Below are 17,356 nucleotides of genomic sequence, written 5' to 3'. Positions count from 1 at the left end.
TTAAACAAGTAAACCTTGTTATTTAACGAAACAAAGTATATATTAATGGGGCCGAATCACCATTTTTATAGAAGTTCGTCTCGATTATGAAAACTTCCAAGTCCCAGCAAGAGCAAACCCGGCGCACCTTGATACGCACCGCCGTTGATCTGATAACGGAAAAAGGCTATGACGCCGCCACCATGAAGCAGATTGCCCGTGAGGCGGGTATAGGGGATGCGACGATTTACAAGTACTTCCCCAGCAAGGAAAAAATCCTGCTGGCTTACTATGAGCTGTGCATAGAAATCACGCTGGAAGTGGTGCAAGAAACACCGGGCTGGGAAGAATTTACCTTGCAGGAAAAACTCCAAAGGCTGGTGGATGCCTTGCTGGAACTCTTGCTGGGTGACCGTGAATTTGTCGAGATCACGCGCGATATCTTTGGCAAATCGCCCTTGCTGATGATGCGCGACAATATGCCGGGTCAGCAAACCCTGAAGCAGGAAATTATCAGACTGCTGGAAGAGGCGGAGCATCGTGGCGATATTTCTCCTTGCGATTTCAAGAACCTGATAGGTGGCCTTTTTGGCGATTATCTGTTTGCTGTCATCGCTTACTGGCTCAAGGATGACTCAGAAGAATTCTCGAATACCACACAACTGGTGGACATGACGCTGGCGATACTGGTGATGGCTTTGAAGAGCGGCATCGTCAATAAAGTATCTGAGCTGGCCAGCTTCATGTTGCGCAACCAGTTGTCACGCATCATGCAAAATGGTTCTGGTTTGCTGGAGATGGTCAAGCTCGTCCGCAATGGCCTGGGGGATGCGCGATGAACAAGGCACCGCCCGCCAGCAAGCTGGGCAGAACTGCCATCACTGGCCTGGCGCTGGCACAGGCCGGTGCCAGCAAGCTGGGGCACAAGGCGCGGCAAATGCTACGCAGTGACGATGACAAGCAAGCTGCACAAGAGCGGCATGAAGCTGAGCTGGGGCGCATACTGTTCAAGGCACTGAACCAGTTAAAAGGCAGTGCCCTCAAGGTGTCGCAATTGCTGAGTATGGAGGCTGACTTTTTACCGGAAGGCATACGCCGCGAACTAGCGAAAGGTTGCCATCAGGTGACGCCGCTGAACCGTGCGCTAATCCACAAAGTGTTCCAGCGTGAATTTGGCGAGGCTCCAGAACACCTGTATGCGCAATTTGATGCACATGCCTTTGCTGCAGCAAGTTTGGGACAGGTACATCATGCCAGATTGGCTGATGGCAGGCATTTGGCGGTGAAAGTGCAATACCCCGGCATTGCCGCTGCCATCGGCAGTGATCTGCGCATGTTACGCGGTATCTTCCAGACCATGGCCATGGGCACCACCGTCTTGCCGCGTAAAGAGGTGATAGACCGCTTCATGAGCGAGTTGGAAGTCAAGATGGGGGAAGAACTGGATTATGAACACGAGGCGATGCAGCTCAACTGGTTTCATGAGCATGTGAACTTGCCTGGCATAGTCATCCCCAAATGCATCAATGAGATGTCGAGCAAGCGGGTCTTGACGATGGAAAGACTAGATGGCCTGCACCTGGATGCATGGCTGGCGACAGCGCCTGACCAGGTACAGCGCAATCACTACGGGCAATTGCTGTTTGACTGGTTCTGGTTCAGTGTTTGCGAACTGGGTCGCATACATGCAGACCCGCATCCTGGCAATTTTTTATTCATGTCGGATGGGCGTTTGGCGGTACTGGATTTTGGTTGCACGAATAAAATCTCGTTCAGTTTTTGTGATGCGATGGCGCGCAGCTGGCGTGCCTTGCTGATGACAGATGTGGCTGAGCGCAATCGCATCCTGCGGCTGGCATATATAGATCTGGGTCTGTTTTCTGAGGCGGTCACGCAAGATGAATTTGATCAAAGTGTAGTGACCGCACTTGCCGACCTGCATGCCTGGAAGATGGAAGCATTTCAAAGCAGTGAATTTGACTTCAGCAATAAATCGCCCTACCCCAAAACCATCAATGCCGAACATAGCAGGCTGCTGTCAGGCATCCTGGCGGGCTGGCATGAAGACGTACCTTATTTTGATCGCGCCTACCTGGGGCTGATGAATATGCTCAAGAAGATGGGTGCTGTCGTCAACACTGAAATAGCCTGGATTAAACAAGGAGCAAGTCATGTCAATACCAACTAAGCGCCGGAAAATCTGGATAGGTAATTATCTGATCGCCGTTGCCGCTCTGCACACGATAGCTGCCTTTCTACTCTTTGGTCCAGTTTTTGTGGGCATGCTGGAGCGAGGAGTATTCAATACCGTCAATCGTGATCCTTTACGTTCGGCGGCGACATGGTTCTTGCTGTTTGGTGGTCCATTTTTACTTCTCGGCATGACCATCAACAGTCTGGAACGCAAACCTGATTTTACTGAAGCACGCACGCTGGGTTTGGGTCTCCTGCTCTGCAGCATCTTTGCTGTCATACTGATGCCCACGTCCGGCTTTTGGCTGGCCATGCCTGCCGCAATTGCCTTGATGAACATAAACGCAAACCAGGGGCAGGCAGCATGAAAAACAAGATCACGGAAACAGCAGTCCCGGCATCCAGCAAGATCGCAGAAGACGTACCCGGCGCTTACTTTTACGACTGCTACCAAACACCCTTCCCTCATGCAGATTTGAGTGCAATGCAAATCTATATGGATACCTTTGCAAAAACACCAGCCTGGGTCAATGCACTGATGGGCATACGTAATCGCGTGGTTGGCCTGTTTGGCTTGAAAAACCTGGGTGGCATGAAGTCGCTGAACAAAAGCAAACCAGCCGAGGCTTATCAGGTAGGCGACAGGGCCGGGATATTTTCTCTGGTGTATAAATCTGATGACGAAGTCATACTCTGTGACTCTGACAAACATCTCGATGTCAAGGTATCGGTCAGCAAGCAAACCCGGGATGGTCAACCCTTCATTGCAGTCACCACCGTCGTGCATGTACACAATAACCTGGGGCGAGCATATATGTTGTTCGTGGGGCCGGCACACAAGGTAATTGCCCCGGCGGTATTGGCAAGAGCCTGAGGGTGGTATTAGCGAGGGCTCAAGATACCATCTTGCTTGATTTAACAGGTAAACTGTATACGTGTTTTCCCTCATCATTTTTGTCATCTATTTGTCATATATCTCTTCTAAGATGAAATCACTAAAACAAAAGAGAAAAGGAGATTAAAGACGATGCTAAGTAAATTAAAACAAAAATACCAGATGATGCGGGCCAAAAATATTGTTCAATATTCAGATTACAGGCGTCAACTGGTCGAGATACCGAATGCAGTGTTCCTGCATTGGCAGGCAAAAGCGAAGTATGAATTCCCCGGCATCCCTAGTGATGCCGTTTTTTTTGCCCGCGCGGCAGAGGGGTTGATGATGTTTTTCAGTTGCGTCAGCCGCAGCAAGCAGGCTTGTGCACTGCCTTCAAAAGCCGCCGATTCAATCTGGCATGCCTGGAACAGCTGGTCATCGATCAGCCTTGACAATTTCTGCTGCAAACATTTTGGCAGCACCATACCGCATGTAGAAGCAGAGAACATGGCTTCCGACATGGATGCGGCACTGGCCAACTGCCTGGTGACAGCACAAAGGGTAGATGGTATCTGGCCTGGCAAACCCGCCCTGCCCCGCCTGTTTGCACTCGACAGCAAGCTGCACATGCCACATGGTTATGCTTACTTTGCCACCACCAGCCGCATCGGTTTCCAGAACATGAATGCACGGGGTACGGGTGAAGGTAAATCGACTTACCCTGAAAGCTTCGGCGCAGCCCAGTTGCTGGCCGCTGGCCTGATCACTACCCTGGCCTATGAAGAAATGATCAAAAAACAGGCGCAAGCCGCGAATACAGGATCATCCTGCGGCGGCGGTAGCAGTTGCGGCAGCAGCAGCGGCGACTCGGGCGGTTGCGATGGCGGCGGATCAAGCTGTGGTAGCAGTTGCGGTGGTGGTTGTGGTGGGGGCTGCGGTAGCTAGAAGACATTTCATCCACAAGCCCTTTGTTCCGTCTCCCAGTTCTGTAGCAAATCGATACAAAGCCCACTCCACCGGTATTCCGCCAACAGGGTACACTGGCATTTTTATCTAGCCTGCACCGCTGTTTATGCCGAATACCCTTGCTATCTCAGTAATAAAATCACTCACCCCCGCCAGGAGGCTGGTTGCCAGCCTGATGTTGCTGGCGTTTATCCTGCCTGTGAGCCTGCCTGCACTGGCAGAAATTAGCCTGAACGATCCCCTGCCCATCAATCCCGACCTGAAAAAGGGCAAACTGGAAAATGGCCTGACTTACTATATCCAGAAGAATAATAATCCGCAAAAGAAAGTGGAGCTGCGCCTGGTGGTAAAAGCCGGGTCAGTACTGGAGGACGATGATCAACAGGGTCTGGCGCATTTTACTGAGCACATGGCCTTCAATGGCTCTAAGCATTTCAAGAAACATCAACTGATTTCTTACCTGCAATCCATAGGCGTGAAATTCGGTGCTGATCTGAATGCCTATACCAGCTTTGATGAAACGGTGTATATCCTGCCCATCCCTACCGACAAACCGGCCTATTTGAAAACTGGTTTCCAGGTACTGGCTGACTGGGCACAGGGTGTGGAGATGAAGGCTGTTGATATCGACAAGGAACGTGGCATTATCCTGGAAGAAGCGCGGCTGGGCAAAGGTGCCAGTGACCGCATGATGCGCCAGTTGCTGCCAGAGGTATTCAATGGCTCCAAATATGCAGAGCGCCTGCCCATAGGCAAGGAAGACACGATCAAACAGTTCAAGCATGATGCCCTGCGCCGTTTTTACAAGGATTGGTACAGGCCAGACCTGATGGCCGTGGTTGTTATTGGCGATGTACAGCCGGATGATGCCGAGAAAATGATATACAAGTATTTTTCAGGCTTGAAAAACCCGGTACCTGCGCGTGCACGGCCAGAAATCAATATCCCCAAAAATACCGCATCCAAAACCATGGTTATCACCGACAAGGAGGCGACGAATAACATGCTGATGCTGCGCTATCCACTGGAGAAGCAGCCAACGCATGAAGTCATAGGGGACTATCGTCAGGATATCATCCGCAATTTCTACAAATCCATGCTGAACCGCCGCCTGGGTGCGTTGACGGAACAGGCCAGGCCACCTTTCCTGGGCGCATCTGCCGGTAGCGAACCTGTAGTAGCAGGCTATGATTCTTTTGTAGCAACCGCGATATTGTCACCATCTGGAACACAAGCCGCGCTGGATGCCTTGATGCAGGAAAAAAACAGTGTGCGTCAGTTTGGTTTTACGGCAGCAGAATTTGACAGGGCCAAGAAAATAGAGGCACGCGAATATGAGAGCATGTTCAATGAGTTCAGCAAATCCAATTCTGCGAGTTTTGCTGCCGAGTACATACGCAACTTTCTGACCAATGAGCCTATCCCTGGTATCAAGAATGAGTACCTGTATTTCAAGGAGTTTGCCGAAGGTATTTCACTGGAAGAAATGAACCAGTTTGCCAAAAAGGCGACGCCGGATGACAGTGTCAAACTCATGTTTTACGTGGGTTCGAACAAGGCTGGAGAAAGCACTCCCGGGGTAGCCGAACTGCAAGACATGGCTGCCAAAGCAGAACAAAAGACGCCAGAAGCCAGAGCTGAGAAAACAGTCAGCGCCAAATTGATGACTACGCTACCCACGCCCGGCCAGATAGTTAATGAAAAAGAAAACAAGCTGCTGGGTCTGGTGGAAATGACTTTATCGAATGGCGTCAAAGTCACACTGAAAAAAACAGATTTCAAGAATGACCAGGTCTTGATGAGTGCTCGCCGTGCCGGCGGTATGTCCTTGTTCTCTGATGCAGACTATTACAATGCTTTCTATAGCAACCCTGTAGTCTGGGCCATGGGCATGGGCAACTTCAGTCAAAAGGATATGCAGGAAACCCTGGCGGGCAAATCAGCCAATGTCAGGACCAGCATGGATAATTATTCCGAGAGCATAGGCGGAGCATCCAGCGCCAGTGACATAGAAACCATGCTGCAATTGCTGTACCTGCGCCTGACCAGCCCGCGCAAGGACGAGGCACTATTCCAGTCACTGATCAGTTCACAAAAGGAGCTGGCGAGGAATAGCTGGGCACATCCTGAAACTGTGTTTACAGATGCGATTACGACGACTATTTATAAAGATAATCCGCGTGCATTCCATCCTGCCAGGGTAGAAGATTTTGACAAGATATCACTCGAACGCAGTATCGACATTTATCAGTCCCGTTATGGCAGTGCCAAGGATTTGCACTTTATTTTTGTAGGTAGTTTTGAGATCGACAAGATTAAGCCATTGCTTGCCATCTACCTGGCAAGTTTGCCAGTCACCGATATCAAGACCGAATATCAGGACCTGCATATCAACCCGGTACAAGGCATAGTCAAGAAAGAAGTACTGGCCGGGAATGAAGAAAAAAGTACGGTGGTATTAAGCTTCACCGGGCCATCCACTTATACCCGGGAAGAAAATATGCGCTTCCATGCCATGGTCGATATCCTGAATTTGAAGATCATTGACGTGCTGCGCGAAAAACAAGGCTTGATTTATAGCGGCGGCATGAGCGGGTCATTTGAACGCATCCCTCAGAGCAGATATGGCATAGATGCTGAATTGCCATGCAGCCCGGAAAATGTCGATAAAGTGATCACAGCCTTGTTTGGCGAAATCAAGAAAATACAGCAGTCTGGCCCACAACAGGAAGACCTGAACAAGGTCAAGCAATCCTGGTTGAAAGCGCACCAGGAAGAATTGCGCAGCAATGAAAGCTGGCTAAACCATCTGCAAGGCGCGGTCTATTATAAAACCGAGGCAGAGGCCATCTTGTCGGTAGACAAACGCATACGCGCCATCACGCCTGCACAGATCAAGGAAGCAGCGCAGCGTTATTTCAACTTCCAGAACTATGCGCAGATTGTGCTCTATCCTGAACAGAAGAAATAATCCGGTGCAATATCTGCGGCAAGCATGAGCGCAGACAAGATAAAGGGAAGACAATCCAGACAGATTGCCTTCCCTTTTTTACAGGGTTTTAGTATGGTTTTAATAGGGTTTTAAAAGGATTTTAATTGAAGGAGAAAGTGTAATTCACATCCACCGCAGACTCAGCACCAGTACGGCCTGTGATGCTGATGCGCCGGGTCAGTTGCCAGCTCAGCTTGATGCCACCACTGGCGTCTGACAAGCCACGCTCCACTGACAACACCAGGCCCGGCATGATACGTTTGCCTACGCTGACGACCTGGTCAGTAGTGGCATTGGAGGTACCAGTTGAACCGGCAATCGTCTGCACTGGCAAGCGGCTGCCTGAACCATTCGATGAAGAACCTATCGAAAACTCATCAAAGCCCAGGCCTTGCACAATGTCGCGCGGCACATTGCGGCTGCCATCACCACCAAATATCGCTGTCGCTGCCGACATCAGCAATGAGGCATCGCCACTGGCAAGTTGGTCTGAGCCACGTCCCAGCACCAGCCATGAGAGTTTTTCAGCATCCGGCACTTCTGGTTCTGACACCAGCCTGACTTGCGGTGCGCTGACTGTACCCACCACTTCTACCCCTGCTTCAACAGGCAAACCCTTGCGCAAGGCACGAATATTCAGGCCAGGGTTGGCCGGTGGCCCCTGGAAGTTCAAGATGCCCCGCTCTATCGCCAGTTGCTGGCCATAGCCTTCATACGCGCCCTTGACGGTGCGTATGGACCCGTTCGCCTGCAAGGGGCTACCATCGCTGGAACGCAGGCGCAGGCTACCTTCCAGGCCGGTATCGAGGCCACGGCCAACAAACACGAAGCGTGGCCCCATGTCGAAGCTGACATCAATGCGGGTCTTGAGACCTTTTCTATTACTGTCTGCCTCTGCTGCTTTAGTAACCGCCTTGTCAGTCTTGCGTACGACAACGACATCGCTGGAAAGGCTGGGCGGCGGCAACTTGGGCAGCCTGAAGTAGGCACCATCAGCCAGCACTTTACCTGTCAGACTCCAGATATTATTGGCTTCAACGATATTCGCCTGGCCAGATACCAGCAGCCATCTGTCCTTGCGCTGCAGTAGTGGAAATTGTGTCCATTGTGCCTGTATGCTGCCAGTCTCTTTGCCCATGTCGATATCACCACTGGCCTTGAACTCACCTTTGCGGCCTATCCAGTTCTCATCCCTGAATTGCGCATGACGCGGCATGTTGGCGACGGTATTGGAGAATTGCAGATTCGTCAGTTTCAAATGTTTGTCTTCTATCTGCGCATCCAGGCTGCCGTTTGGCAATAACAAACCTTCAGAAGCAAAAGCGATTTCCATCTCACGCCCCGCCAGATTGGCACGATAACCTGGCTTGCCTATGGTGCCAGTCAGGCGCGCATCGGCGTTCAGCTTACCCTTGAGTACCAGGCCGGGATTGACAAAGGGCCCCAGCCATTGCAAGTCAGGTACTGCTGCCGTGACCTGTCCACTGAGAGGGGCACTGGCCAGTATGGTCCAGGCATCGTTTTGTTTGCTCAAGCGGGAATTGAGTTTCGCTTGCCATTGGCCCAGGCGGCTGCCATCGGCAAGCAGATCAAGACTAAGATTTTCGCTATCGCTACCGGCAACCAGGCCACCCAGTTTCATCTGCAATTGCACATCGCGTATGCCCAGGGCGACTGAAGTACCGGTTCCCTCAGGATCATTGAAGCGCAAATCACCGCTCTGGCGTTGCAATTTGATTTCTCCCTGGGCTTGCTCGGTCAATTGCAATTTCCATTGTGCATTCAGGCGCAGATTACCTGTGACTGCATTTTGCGGGTAAAACAGTTTGGCAATTTCCAGTACTTGTACATCGCTGATTTGCCCTTTGGTTTTGAGTGCGGCAGGTGTCCATTCCAGTTCTTCCAGTTCCAGCTTGCCCAGTGCGCTCTGTAGTGACAGGCTACCCAGGCGCACAGACTGTGCCGACACCTGTAATGGTGCTGAACTTTGCAGGCGCAGCTCAGGTTTGCCATTCAAATTCAAGGCCTGCAATTGCCCATTCCATGACCAGGCAGCGTCATTTTTTGCACTGGCCTGCATGCTGCCATTCGCGACCAAGCTCAGTGCCTGTTTATTAGGGAAGATGGTTTCCAGGCTCAGCTTGTGGGCATCACGCCTGCCCTGCAATTTGAGACTGACTTGCGCGAGTTTATCGGGGTTGTCAGGGGCAGAGCTCAGGGTCGGAAGATCACCACCGAGATGCTGAGCCACCAGCTCGCCATCAAACTGGCCTTTGGCACCGTTGGCCAGATTCAGGCTGGACTTCAACTGGGCAATGGTAAATTGCTGGCTACCACGTTTAATCATGACTTGCTCTGCCAAGGCATCAAGACTGCCTGCGGGCTCATTGAAGCGGCCCCGCAATACCGCATCTGCCTTCAGCTTGCCGCCCAATGCCAGTTGCCAGTTGCTAAGCAAGGGATTCAGGTGACTCAAATCCTGGGCATCAATATTGAATTTCAAGCTGTCGTCGGCACCGCCCCAGTTGCCTTGTGCTGTCACTGTATTTTTACCAAAGTGCGCATCCAGTTGCCTGACTTGCAGTTGCTGGTCTTGCAGCCAGCGCGCATCCATCGCTGCCTGCACAGGCTGGCCTGCATATTGACCCTGCAATTGCTGTAGATTGACTTGTACATCAAGGCGCGGCGATAGTTGGCCACGCGCGCTGAAGTCTGCCTGCAAGCGGCCTGCCGGTGTTGCCACCCAGCGTGCGGGGTCAAAATCTTTGAGGCTTGCCTTGACGTTGAATGCCTGCTTGCCCGCAAAGCTGATATCACCTGTACCCTGAAGGTGTGCATCTTCTGCCTGCAGGTCAAACTTGTTCAAATCCAGCAGCAGTTTCTCAGGATGGTAACTGGCTTCTGCTTTCAGGCTGGCGCGAGCATCTTGCAACTGTGCTTGCAGATTGATGCTTTTGTCTTTTGCTGTCTGTGCAGAAAACTGGCCCTTGATATTACTGGCATGCAGGCGCTGGTCGATCTGGTTCAGGTCGATATTAGCCAGATTCAGTTTCAGGTCAGCCTGCAATTGCGCCGCTTGCCAATTAACATCAGCTTGACCTTGCAACTTGCCTTTGCCGGGCAATTGCACTGCCAGGTCTGTCAGACTCAGATGCTGGCCCTGCCAGAGTAATTTGGTACTCAGCGACTGCACTGGCAAACCTTGTTTATTGATGCTGGCCACCTGACTATTCTGAATATTGATAGGGCCAGTCAAACCAAATACAGTATTTTTTTGCGCGTTTTTTTCTGTATTTTTTTCTACATTTTTCTCATCTGTTATCGGTTTCAACTTCGTCAATATGCGCAAGTCTGCATGAGGTGCACTGACCTGCCAGGCAGACGGGTCGAAATGTTGGATAACAATGTCAAGCTCGCGTACATACGGCGCGGCAAATGAATTGATACGCCCTCGGGCATGTCCTTGCAGGTTTTGATTGCGGATATTTTTTTCTGCCGCGCTATCCAATGCAGCTTCAAGCGCAATTTGCATATCATGCAGGTTGCCAGAAACCACGCCCTGCAGAATAACAGGCGGTATGCTTTCCTGAACCTGGCCTTGCAGGCTCAGGCGACTATCCAGCTTGAAAGGGGTGTGGCTGCCCAGTGCCGCTTCGCCTTTCAAATTACCCCAGGGGCTGCTGAATGCAGTTTGCGCTTTGTATAAATTATCTTGATAAGAAAAACTGCCTGTCAATGCACTGAGCTTCAGGGTCTCCAGCTGTTTGCCATCATCGGTCAGATTAGCGATATGCAAGCGCCCCAGTGCCAGCTTTGGTGCACTCAGGTTAAAGGGTAGCCCAATATCAACGGGTACGCTGGCGGCTTTTTTGCTGGATCTGCTGGCGATAGTCAAAGCGCTCAATTGCAGACTGGTGATATCCAGTTGACGTCGCCATAAAGCGCCAGGCCGCCAGCGCAAGGAGATGGCGCTGCCATTGATATGCAAATCCTGGGCTACCAAGCTGAATTCATCGAGTTTGAGTTCGTCATCCAGTGTGCCTTGCACACCACGGAATTTGAGGCTGCCAAGACTAATATTTTCTATCAGGGTCAGTGCAGTTCTGGTGCCACTCTCAGTTTTGTACATCCAGGTCAGGGCGAGGCCGGACACGACAATGATTAGAAAACACAATTTGAGAATGAACAGGATCAAGCGGCGCAAATGACTCCGCTTTTTGTTAGCGGGCGTTTTTTGCTCTGTCTGATTTTTTTCGTTTTCGCTCATATCAGAAAGCAATCGCGATAGAAAAATCCAGCCGGACTTTTTTGGTCTGGCGACCATAAGCCAGATCAAGCGCAATCGGCCCCGCAGGTGTCTTGTAACGCGCACCGACACCCATGCCCTGCTTTAAATTCAACTCACGAAAGTTGTCGGCGGCATTGCCCACATCAAGGAAAGTGGCAGCTCCCCAGGAAGAGTTAAGCCAATGCACATATTCAGCACTGGCAGTTGCCAGCACGCGGCCACCACGTGTGCTGCCTACGTGCTGTATGCCCAGGGTTTGGTAACCATAGCCACGCACCGTGGTACTGCCACCAGTGCGGAACAGGTAATCTTCAGGGATACCCTGTTCATCTTTGGAAATAACAGCACCCAGCTCTGCGCGCAAGATGACAGTATCGGTTTTGCGTACTGGTATCCAGCGCTGATATTTGGCATAGCTGCGTATGAAGCGCTGGTCGGACAGTAAGGCTTTTTCAGATGCAGCAAGATCAAATTGCAAAATCTGCCCTTTACGTGGATCGAAAGGCTGATCAACATCACGCCAAGTCCAGCCTATGCTGGCAACCAGTGCCTTGTTGACCTCTTCCGCTTCGCCATCAGGAGAAATTTTTTCCCTGACGATGTTCAGACCCAGGCGTTGCTCGAGATGGCCACGGGTGCTGGTGCGCTTGATGCCCAGTGCATAACGGCTGGAGCGCACACCGGCGATATTCTCGCGCTCCACCAGTACACCAAAAGAATCGAGGAATTTGCTTTCACGCGGTGGCAGGTAAATATCGGCGTACCCAAGTTGCCTGCGCTGCTCGAGCCTGACGGCACTACGCAAATCCCAGGCCTGCTCAAGTATATTGCGGTCACGATAGGCAACTTCGCTGCGGTAACCGGTGTTGGTGCTGTAACCGAGACCAAAGCTCAGGTCACGTGCCTGGCGCTCGACCACGGTCACATCCACGGGTACTGCGTCGGCTTTTTCTGGATCAGGATCTATGCCTACAGCGACGGTGGCAAAGTAAGCGGAGTTTTGCAGGGAGCGCTGGAAATCCAGCAAGCGCGAACGTGAATAAACCTCACCTTTTTTGGGTGCCTGATAACGTTCTATGAGCCAGGAGGGGTAACGCTGCAAACCAGTGACACGCAAATCACCCAGGGTAAATACCGGGCCACTATCGACTTCTACTTGCAGGATGCCGCTATGCTGGTCAGCATCGATTTTTGCCTCACTGGATGTCATGCTGGCTGAAGCATAGGCATCTGAGCGCAGGCTTTCCAACAGCTGGTTTTTGGAATCACTCCAGTCAGCGTCACGGAATGGCTGGCCAACTGCGAGGCCCCAGTCTTCCTGCAGGGCCCGTCGCCTTTTGGTAACGGCCTTGTCGCCCGCATCAATCGCGTCTGCCATGGGGCCCTGCACCTTTACAGACGCGTTTTCTATGATGGTGCGCTGGCCTGCTCCCACAGTCACGTGGATGATTTTATTTGTGGAGGCTGGCGCCAGCGCCTGATCTGGATTATCAAACTGGATTTGCGGTGAGAAATAGCCTTCAGTCGCGAGAATATTGCTGATATCCAGGCGCAACCGTCTGATCAGTGCGGGAGTGATATTCTGCGCTTCAGCATTGCTGGCAAATTCAGGGATATGTTCCCTCAGCAAATCGGCCCAGTGTGATTTGGCAGCAACCAGTTGCAAACGGCCACTGCTGGTGGTGGAAACAGCATCGTTGTCTGTTTCAGGCATTTGCACAGATGGGGCTTCAGGTTGTGCTAACTGCTGCGCTCTCACCAAGCCTGCACCGCATAAACCGGCAGCACAGAACAGTATCAGTAAGGGGCGCAGTCTTATCTGCATCTGCAAAAACTCACTTGGTCGCCAGACCAACGCGATTGATACCCAGTTTTTTTGCTTCTGAAATCACTTGTATGACCTCGTCATAAATCATGCCCTTGTCGGCAGAAACCAGCACAGACAACTCTGGCTTGGCGTCATGATACTCACGCAGTTTTTGCATCAGTTGTTTGCGGTCTTTGGCTTCTTCCTTGCTTTCCTGGCGGTTGTTGCCATTGTTACCGGCTTTGCTATTGATGCTGATGGTGGAAGCGGCATCGGGCCGCAAGGTGATTTCTATGTAATCAGATGGCGGCTGGGTAGATTGCCCGGCAGTAGGCAGGTTGATGACGCTGGGATTGGTCATCGGTGCGCACACCATGAAAATCACCAGCAACACCAGCATCACGTCGATATACGGCACGACGTTGATCTCTGCCTTGAATTTGCGTTTACGTTCGCCACGCAGGGTACTCATGCTATCTCATTCTGCCTTAGCGTGACTGACGCTGGAGAATGTTGGAGAATTCCTCGATAAAGGTTTCAAAGCGTATCGCCAGCCTGTCTATATCGTGAGAATAGCGGTTATAAGCCAGCACGGCAGGTATAGCAGCAAACAAGCCTATCGCAGTGGCAATCAGGGCTTCAGCAATACCTGGGGCGACGGCAGCCAATGTCGCCTGCTGCACATTCGCCAGACCGCGGAAAGAATTCATGATGCCCCAGACCGTTCCAAACAAACCTATGTAAGGCGAGACCGAGCCAACGGACGCGAGAAAGGACAGGTGCGACTCCAGCAAATCCATCTCACGCTGGTAAGACGCACGCATCGCACGGCGTGCGCCATCGAGCATGGCGGTGGCATCCAGCGTGGTTTTATTGGCGGTCTTTACCTTGTGGTATTCGCTCATGCCCGCTTCAAAGATGCGCTCGAGCGCACCGCTAGTGTCGCGGCCAGTACGGCGGCTATTGGTCGCTGCTGCATACAAATCAACCAGATTGCCACCAGACCAGAAATTGCGTTCAAATTCTTCAGTTTGCCCGCGCGCTTTTTTGATGGCAAACATTTTACTGAAGATGTAAGTCCAGCTCGTCAGCGACACGCCTAGCAGCAATGCCATGACCAGTTGCACCAGAATAGAGGCATTCGTGATCAGACTTAAAAATGAAAGGTCTTGGGTAACAGTCATATTGAATCAATTCAAAAACAAAACACCGGGCAATGTTGCCGCCCTAAAATAAAATAATTTCAGCCAGCATCTCTGTCTATCTGTGCCAGCACGTCAGCAGGAATTGCCGCCGGTCTGACTTCAGACTTGCTGACACAAGCAACCTTGATCTTGCCTGAGGCCAGCAAACGCTGCCCACACCAGGCTTCTTGTACAAACTGTACAGACGCCCTGCCCAGCTTTTCGACCACGACGGTGAGTCTTAGTTCATCGTCCAGCCTCGCGGGTGCATGATACTCGACTGCGGTGGCTTTGACGACAAACATCAGACCATGCTCATCTGCCATTTGCTGCTGGTTGACCCCTGCGGCCCTGAGCCACTCGGTACGGGCACGCTCAAAAAACTTCAGGTAATTCGCATAAAAAACGATGCCACCGGCATCAGTGTCTTCATAGTAGACCCTGACCGGCCATACAAATTCTGTTTTCATAGTATAAACTTTACCAGCTATTCAGTGCGTATATTTACTCTTTGTCACTCAAAGGAGCTGTTGCTGCCATCAATTTGGCAGCAGGCAGAGTAAATCAATGTCTCAGCAAAGCCTGAGACCTGATGAAAATCACGCAGTATTGCGCTTGATCACCAGTGGCCCATAGCCCTGGCAAGTAGGCATCATTTCTATGTGATTGATATTCACATGCGCAGGCAAAGTAGCGATCCAGTAGGCTGTTTCAGCGATATCAATGGCTGTCAGCGGTACGGTGCCTTCATAAACTTTGGCTGCGGCATCATCATTGCCACGGAAGCGCACGTTAGAGAATTCAGTACCACCACATAGGCCAGGAGCAATATTGGTCGCACGTACGCCTGTACCAACCAGGTCAGCACGCAAATTGCGGGTGAACTGATCGACAAAAGCCTTGGTCGCGCCATACACGTTGCCACCTGGATAAGGTGTTTCGCCAGCCACAGAACCTATATTGATGACCGTACCGGTACCACGCGCGACCATGTCTGGCAGGATGGCTCTGGTAACGGTGACCAGGCCCTTGGTATTGGTGTCTATCATGGTATCCCATTCATCCTGGGACGCCAGATGTGCAGGCTCTGTACCCAGGGCCAGGCCGGCATTATTGACCAGCACATCGATATTTTTCCATTCTGCTGTCAAACCAGCCAAAGCCTGTTTGATGGAATCTTTGCTGGTCACATCCAGCGTGACTGGCAACAAGGCAGCGCCAAGCTCTGCCTGCAAGGCGTCCAGCCTGTCTGTTCGGCGTGCGGCAGCAATGACTTTATGCCCTTCACGGACAAATTTGCGGGACATTTCTTCACCAAAACCTGAACTTGCACCTGTAATCAAGACGATCATGCTGAATTCCTTCATTTTTTGTGGGTAATTTGCCTAGCTGACGTTTGCAGCTCTGAAGCATACTATTTTAAGTGGTTTTGCCATCCAATATCGGGAAGCTAAAAATTTCAAGGCAATACTTGTGTGAAAATTAATTTTTGCCATACCACTGCTGGCACTTGCCCATTCAAACGCCATCACGTAAAATCCTTGCACCATTTCATCTCACGTGACTGGCGAAGTGGCCATATCTGCCCTGTTAGACGGGCAAGCATCCTGGCCCAAGATGGAGTTCCATCGGGAAGCGTGAGATTTCGGAGTCTATCTGACTCCAGCCGTGCGCCTGGGTAGCCTGATGGTAAAAGCAATGAGGCTGCCCCTATCCGTTTCAGACACCTCATTAACAACAATCATTGTTTATTAACAGGAATAATCAGGAACCGCCATGTTTGCAAAAAATCATACCCTCGCCAACGTAGATCCAGAACTGTTTGCTACGATACAAAAAGAAAATGTCCGTCAACAAGAGCATATCGAGTTGATCGCCTCTGAAAACTATTGTTCCCCTGCCGTCATGGAAGCCCAGGGCTCCCAGTTGACCAACAAATATGCTGAAGGCTATCCAGGCAAGCGCTACTACGGTGGCTGCGAGCATGTGGATGTGGTCGAGCAACTGGCGATTGACCGACTGAAACAATTGTTCAACGCCAATTTCGCCAATGTACAGCCTAATTCTGGTTCACAAGCCAACCAGGGCGTGTTCTTTGCCTTGCTGAACCCAGGCGACACCATCATGGGCATGAGTCTGGCTGAAGGTGGTCACCTGACCCACGGCATGCCTTTGAATATGTCTGGCAAATGGTTCAATGTGGTCTCGTATGGCCTCAATGAGCAAGAAGATATCGACTACGACGCCATGGAAAAACTGGCACGTGAAACCAAGCCTAAACTGATCATCGCTGGTGCTTCTGCATTTGCCCTGCGCATCGACTTTGAGCGCTTCTCCAAGATCGCCAAAGAAATCGGCGCTTACTTCATGGTGGACATGGCCCACTATGCTGGCCTGATCGCTGCGGGTGTCTATCCTAACCCTGTACCTTTCGCTGACGTCGTCACCTCCACCACTCACAAGAGCCTGCGCGGCCCACGTGGCGGTATCATTTTGACGAATGATGAAGCAATCGCCAAGAAGATCAATTCTGCGATTTTCCCTGGTTTGCAAGGTGGCCCGTTGATGCATGTGATCGCTGGTAAGGCAGTTGCTTTCAAAGAAGCACTGACACCAGAGTTCAAGGCTTATCAGGAACAGGTCGTCAAGAACGCTGCTGCGCTGGCAAATACCCTGACTGAACGCGGCCTGCGTATCGTTTCTGGCCGTACAGAATCCCACGTGATGCTGGTGGATTTGCGTCCTAAAAACCTGACAGGTAAAGAAGCCGAAGCCATCCTGGGTTCTGCCCACATGACTTGCAACAAGAACGGTATCCCGAACGATCCGCAAAAACCGATGATCACTTCCGGCATTCGTCTCGGCAGCCCGGCTTTCACAACCCGTGGTTTCAAGGAAGAGCAAGCAGTTAAAGTGGGTAACCTGATTGCTGACGTACTCGATAATCCGCATGATGCAGCGACGATAGAACGCGTGAAAGCTGAAGTCAAACAATTGACAGATGCATTCCCGGTTTATCAAGCGTAATAGATTCATCAAGCTTAAGAGATTCAAGCAAAGCAAGGCTTAAGTA

At 51.3% G+C, this 17,356-nt stretch carries 13 protein-coding genes and 1 riboswitch; of the genes, 7 read left to right on the top strand and 6 right to left on the bottom strand.

Translation table 11 applies throughout. The annotated features are described in order from the left end of the window. Nucleotides 1-86: 86 nt before the first annotated feature. From UNDYM_RS06915 to UNDYM_RS06890, 6 genes are all read left to right on the top strand, one after another. Nucleotides 87-818 carry a TetR/AcrR family transcriptional regulator gene (locus UNDYM_RS06915; protein ID WP_162040388.1) on the top strand — a complete coding sequence of 244 codons (732 nt, stop codon included), beginning with the start codon at nt 87-89 and terminating at the stop codon, nt 816-818. After that, nucleotides 815-2,167 (top strand): AarF/ABC1/UbiB kinase family protein, encoded by a 1,353-nt coding sequence (locus UNDYM_RS06910; RefSeq protein ID WP_162040387.1) that lies wholly within the window; start codon nt 815-817, stop codon nt 2,165-2,167. Before UNDYM_RS06915 ends, UNDYM_RS06910 begins: the two co-directional genes overlap by 4 nt. Next, nucleotides 2,151-2,540 (top strand): DUF6463 family protein, encoded by a 390-nt coding sequence (locus UNDYM_RS06905; protein WP_162040386.1) that lies wholly within the window; start codon nt 2,151-2,153, stop codon nt 2,538-2,540. The genes UNDYM_RS06910 and UNDYM_RS06905 overlap by 17 nt, the downstream gene beginning before the upstream one ends. Beyond that, nucleotides 2,537-3,046 carry a DUF2867 domain-containing protein gene (locus UNDYM_RS06900; RefSeq protein ID WP_162040385.1) on the top strand — a complete coding sequence of 170 codons (510 nt, stop codon included), beginning with the start codon at nt 2,537-2,539 and terminating at the stop codon, nt 3,044-3,046. The genes UNDYM_RS06905 and UNDYM_RS06900 overlap by 4 nt, the downstream gene beginning before the upstream one ends. 153 nt (nt 3,047-3,199) lie before the next feature. Beyond that, nucleotides 3,200-3,991 carry a hypothetical protein gene (locus UNDYM_RS06895; RefSeq protein WP_162040384.1) on the top strand — a complete coding sequence of 264 codons (792 nt, stop codon included), beginning with the start codon at nt 3,200-3,202 and terminating at the stop codon, nt 3,989-3,991. A gap of 127 nt (nt 3,992-4,118) precedes the next feature. After that, nucleotides 4,119-6,983 carry a pitrilysin family protein gene (locus UNDYM_RS06890; protein ID WP_162040383.1) on the top strand — a complete coding sequence of 955 codons (2,865 nt, stop codon included), beginning with the start codon at nt 4,119-4,121 and terminating at the stop codon, nt 6,981-6,983. 121 nt (nt 6,984-7,104) lie between these two features. On the opposite strand, the gene UNDYM_RS06885 is transcribed toward UNDYM_RS06890, so the two are convergent. The 6 genes from UNDYM_RS06885 to UNDYM_RS06860 form a co-directional block, all read right to left on the bottom strand. Further along, nucleotides 7,105-11,157 carry a translocation/assembly module TamB domain-containing protein gene (locus tag UNDYM_RS06885; RefSeq protein WP_162040382.1) on the bottom strand — a complete coding sequence of 1,351 codons (4,053 nt, stop codon included), beginning with the start codon at nt 11,155-11,157 and terminating at the stop codon, nt 7,105-7,107. Between the two features lie 115 nt (nt 11,158-11,272). Continuing rightward, on the bottom strand, nt 11,273-13,006 hold the full coding sequence (locus UNDYM_RS06880; protein WP_232064102.1) for an autotransporter assembly complex family protein: 1,734 nt from the start codon (nt 13,004-13,006) through the stop codon (nt 11,273-11,275). Between the two features lie 121 nt (nt 13,007-13,127). After that, a complete protein-coding gene (locus UNDYM_RS06875; protein WP_110257282.1) occupies nt 13,128-13,571 on the bottom strand; it encodes an ExbD/TolR family protein in 444 nt (147 codons plus the stop codon). 16 nt (nt 13,572-13,587) lie between these two features. Continuing rightward, the gene (gene tolQ, locus UNDYM_RS06870) at nt 13,588-14,283 is read right to left on the bottom strand and encodes a protein TolQ (protein WP_162040380.1); all 696 of its coding nucleotides are present in this window, start codon (nt 14,281-14,283) and stop codon (nt 13,588-13,590) included. A 59-nt stretch (nt 14,284-14,342) separates the two neighbouring features. Then, nucleotides 14,343-14,753, bottom strand: coding sequence for a tol-pal system-associated acyl-CoA thioesterase (gene ybgC / locus UNDYM_RS06865; RefSeq protein ID WP_162040379.1), 411 nt, complete (start codon nt 14,751-14,753; stop codon nt 14,343-14,345). Between the two features lie 129 nt (nt 14,754-14,882). Then, nucleotides 14,883-15,635 (bottom strand): SDR family NAD(P)-dependent oxidoreductase, encoded by a 753-nt coding sequence (locus UNDYM_RS06860; RefSeq protein WP_162040378.1) that lies wholly within the window; start codon nt 15,633-15,635, stop codon nt 14,883-14,885. 198 nt (nt 15,636-15,833) lie between these two features. Next, nucleotides 15,834-15,970, top strand: a riboswitch (ZMP/ZTP riboswitch). 89 nt (nt 15,971-16,059) lie between these two features. On the opposite strand from UNDYM_RS06860, the gene glyA reads away from it, so the two are divergent. Further along, nucleotides 16,060-17,310, top strand: coding sequence for a serine hydroxymethyltransferase (gene glyA / locus UNDYM_RS06855; RefSeq protein ID WP_162040377.1), 1,251 nt, complete (start codon nt 16,060-16,062; stop codon nt 17,308-17,310). Nucleotides 17,311-17,356: the final 46 nt, after the last annotated feature.

Source organism: Undibacterium sp. YM2, assembly GCF_009937975.1.
Taxonomy (GTDB): Bacteria; Pseudomonadota; Gammaproteobacteria; order Burkholderiales; family Burkholderiaceae_D; genus Undibacterium.
The sequence above is the reverse complement of the archived record's forward strand: the minus strand, read 5'-3'. Positions and strand labels throughout refer to the sequence as shown.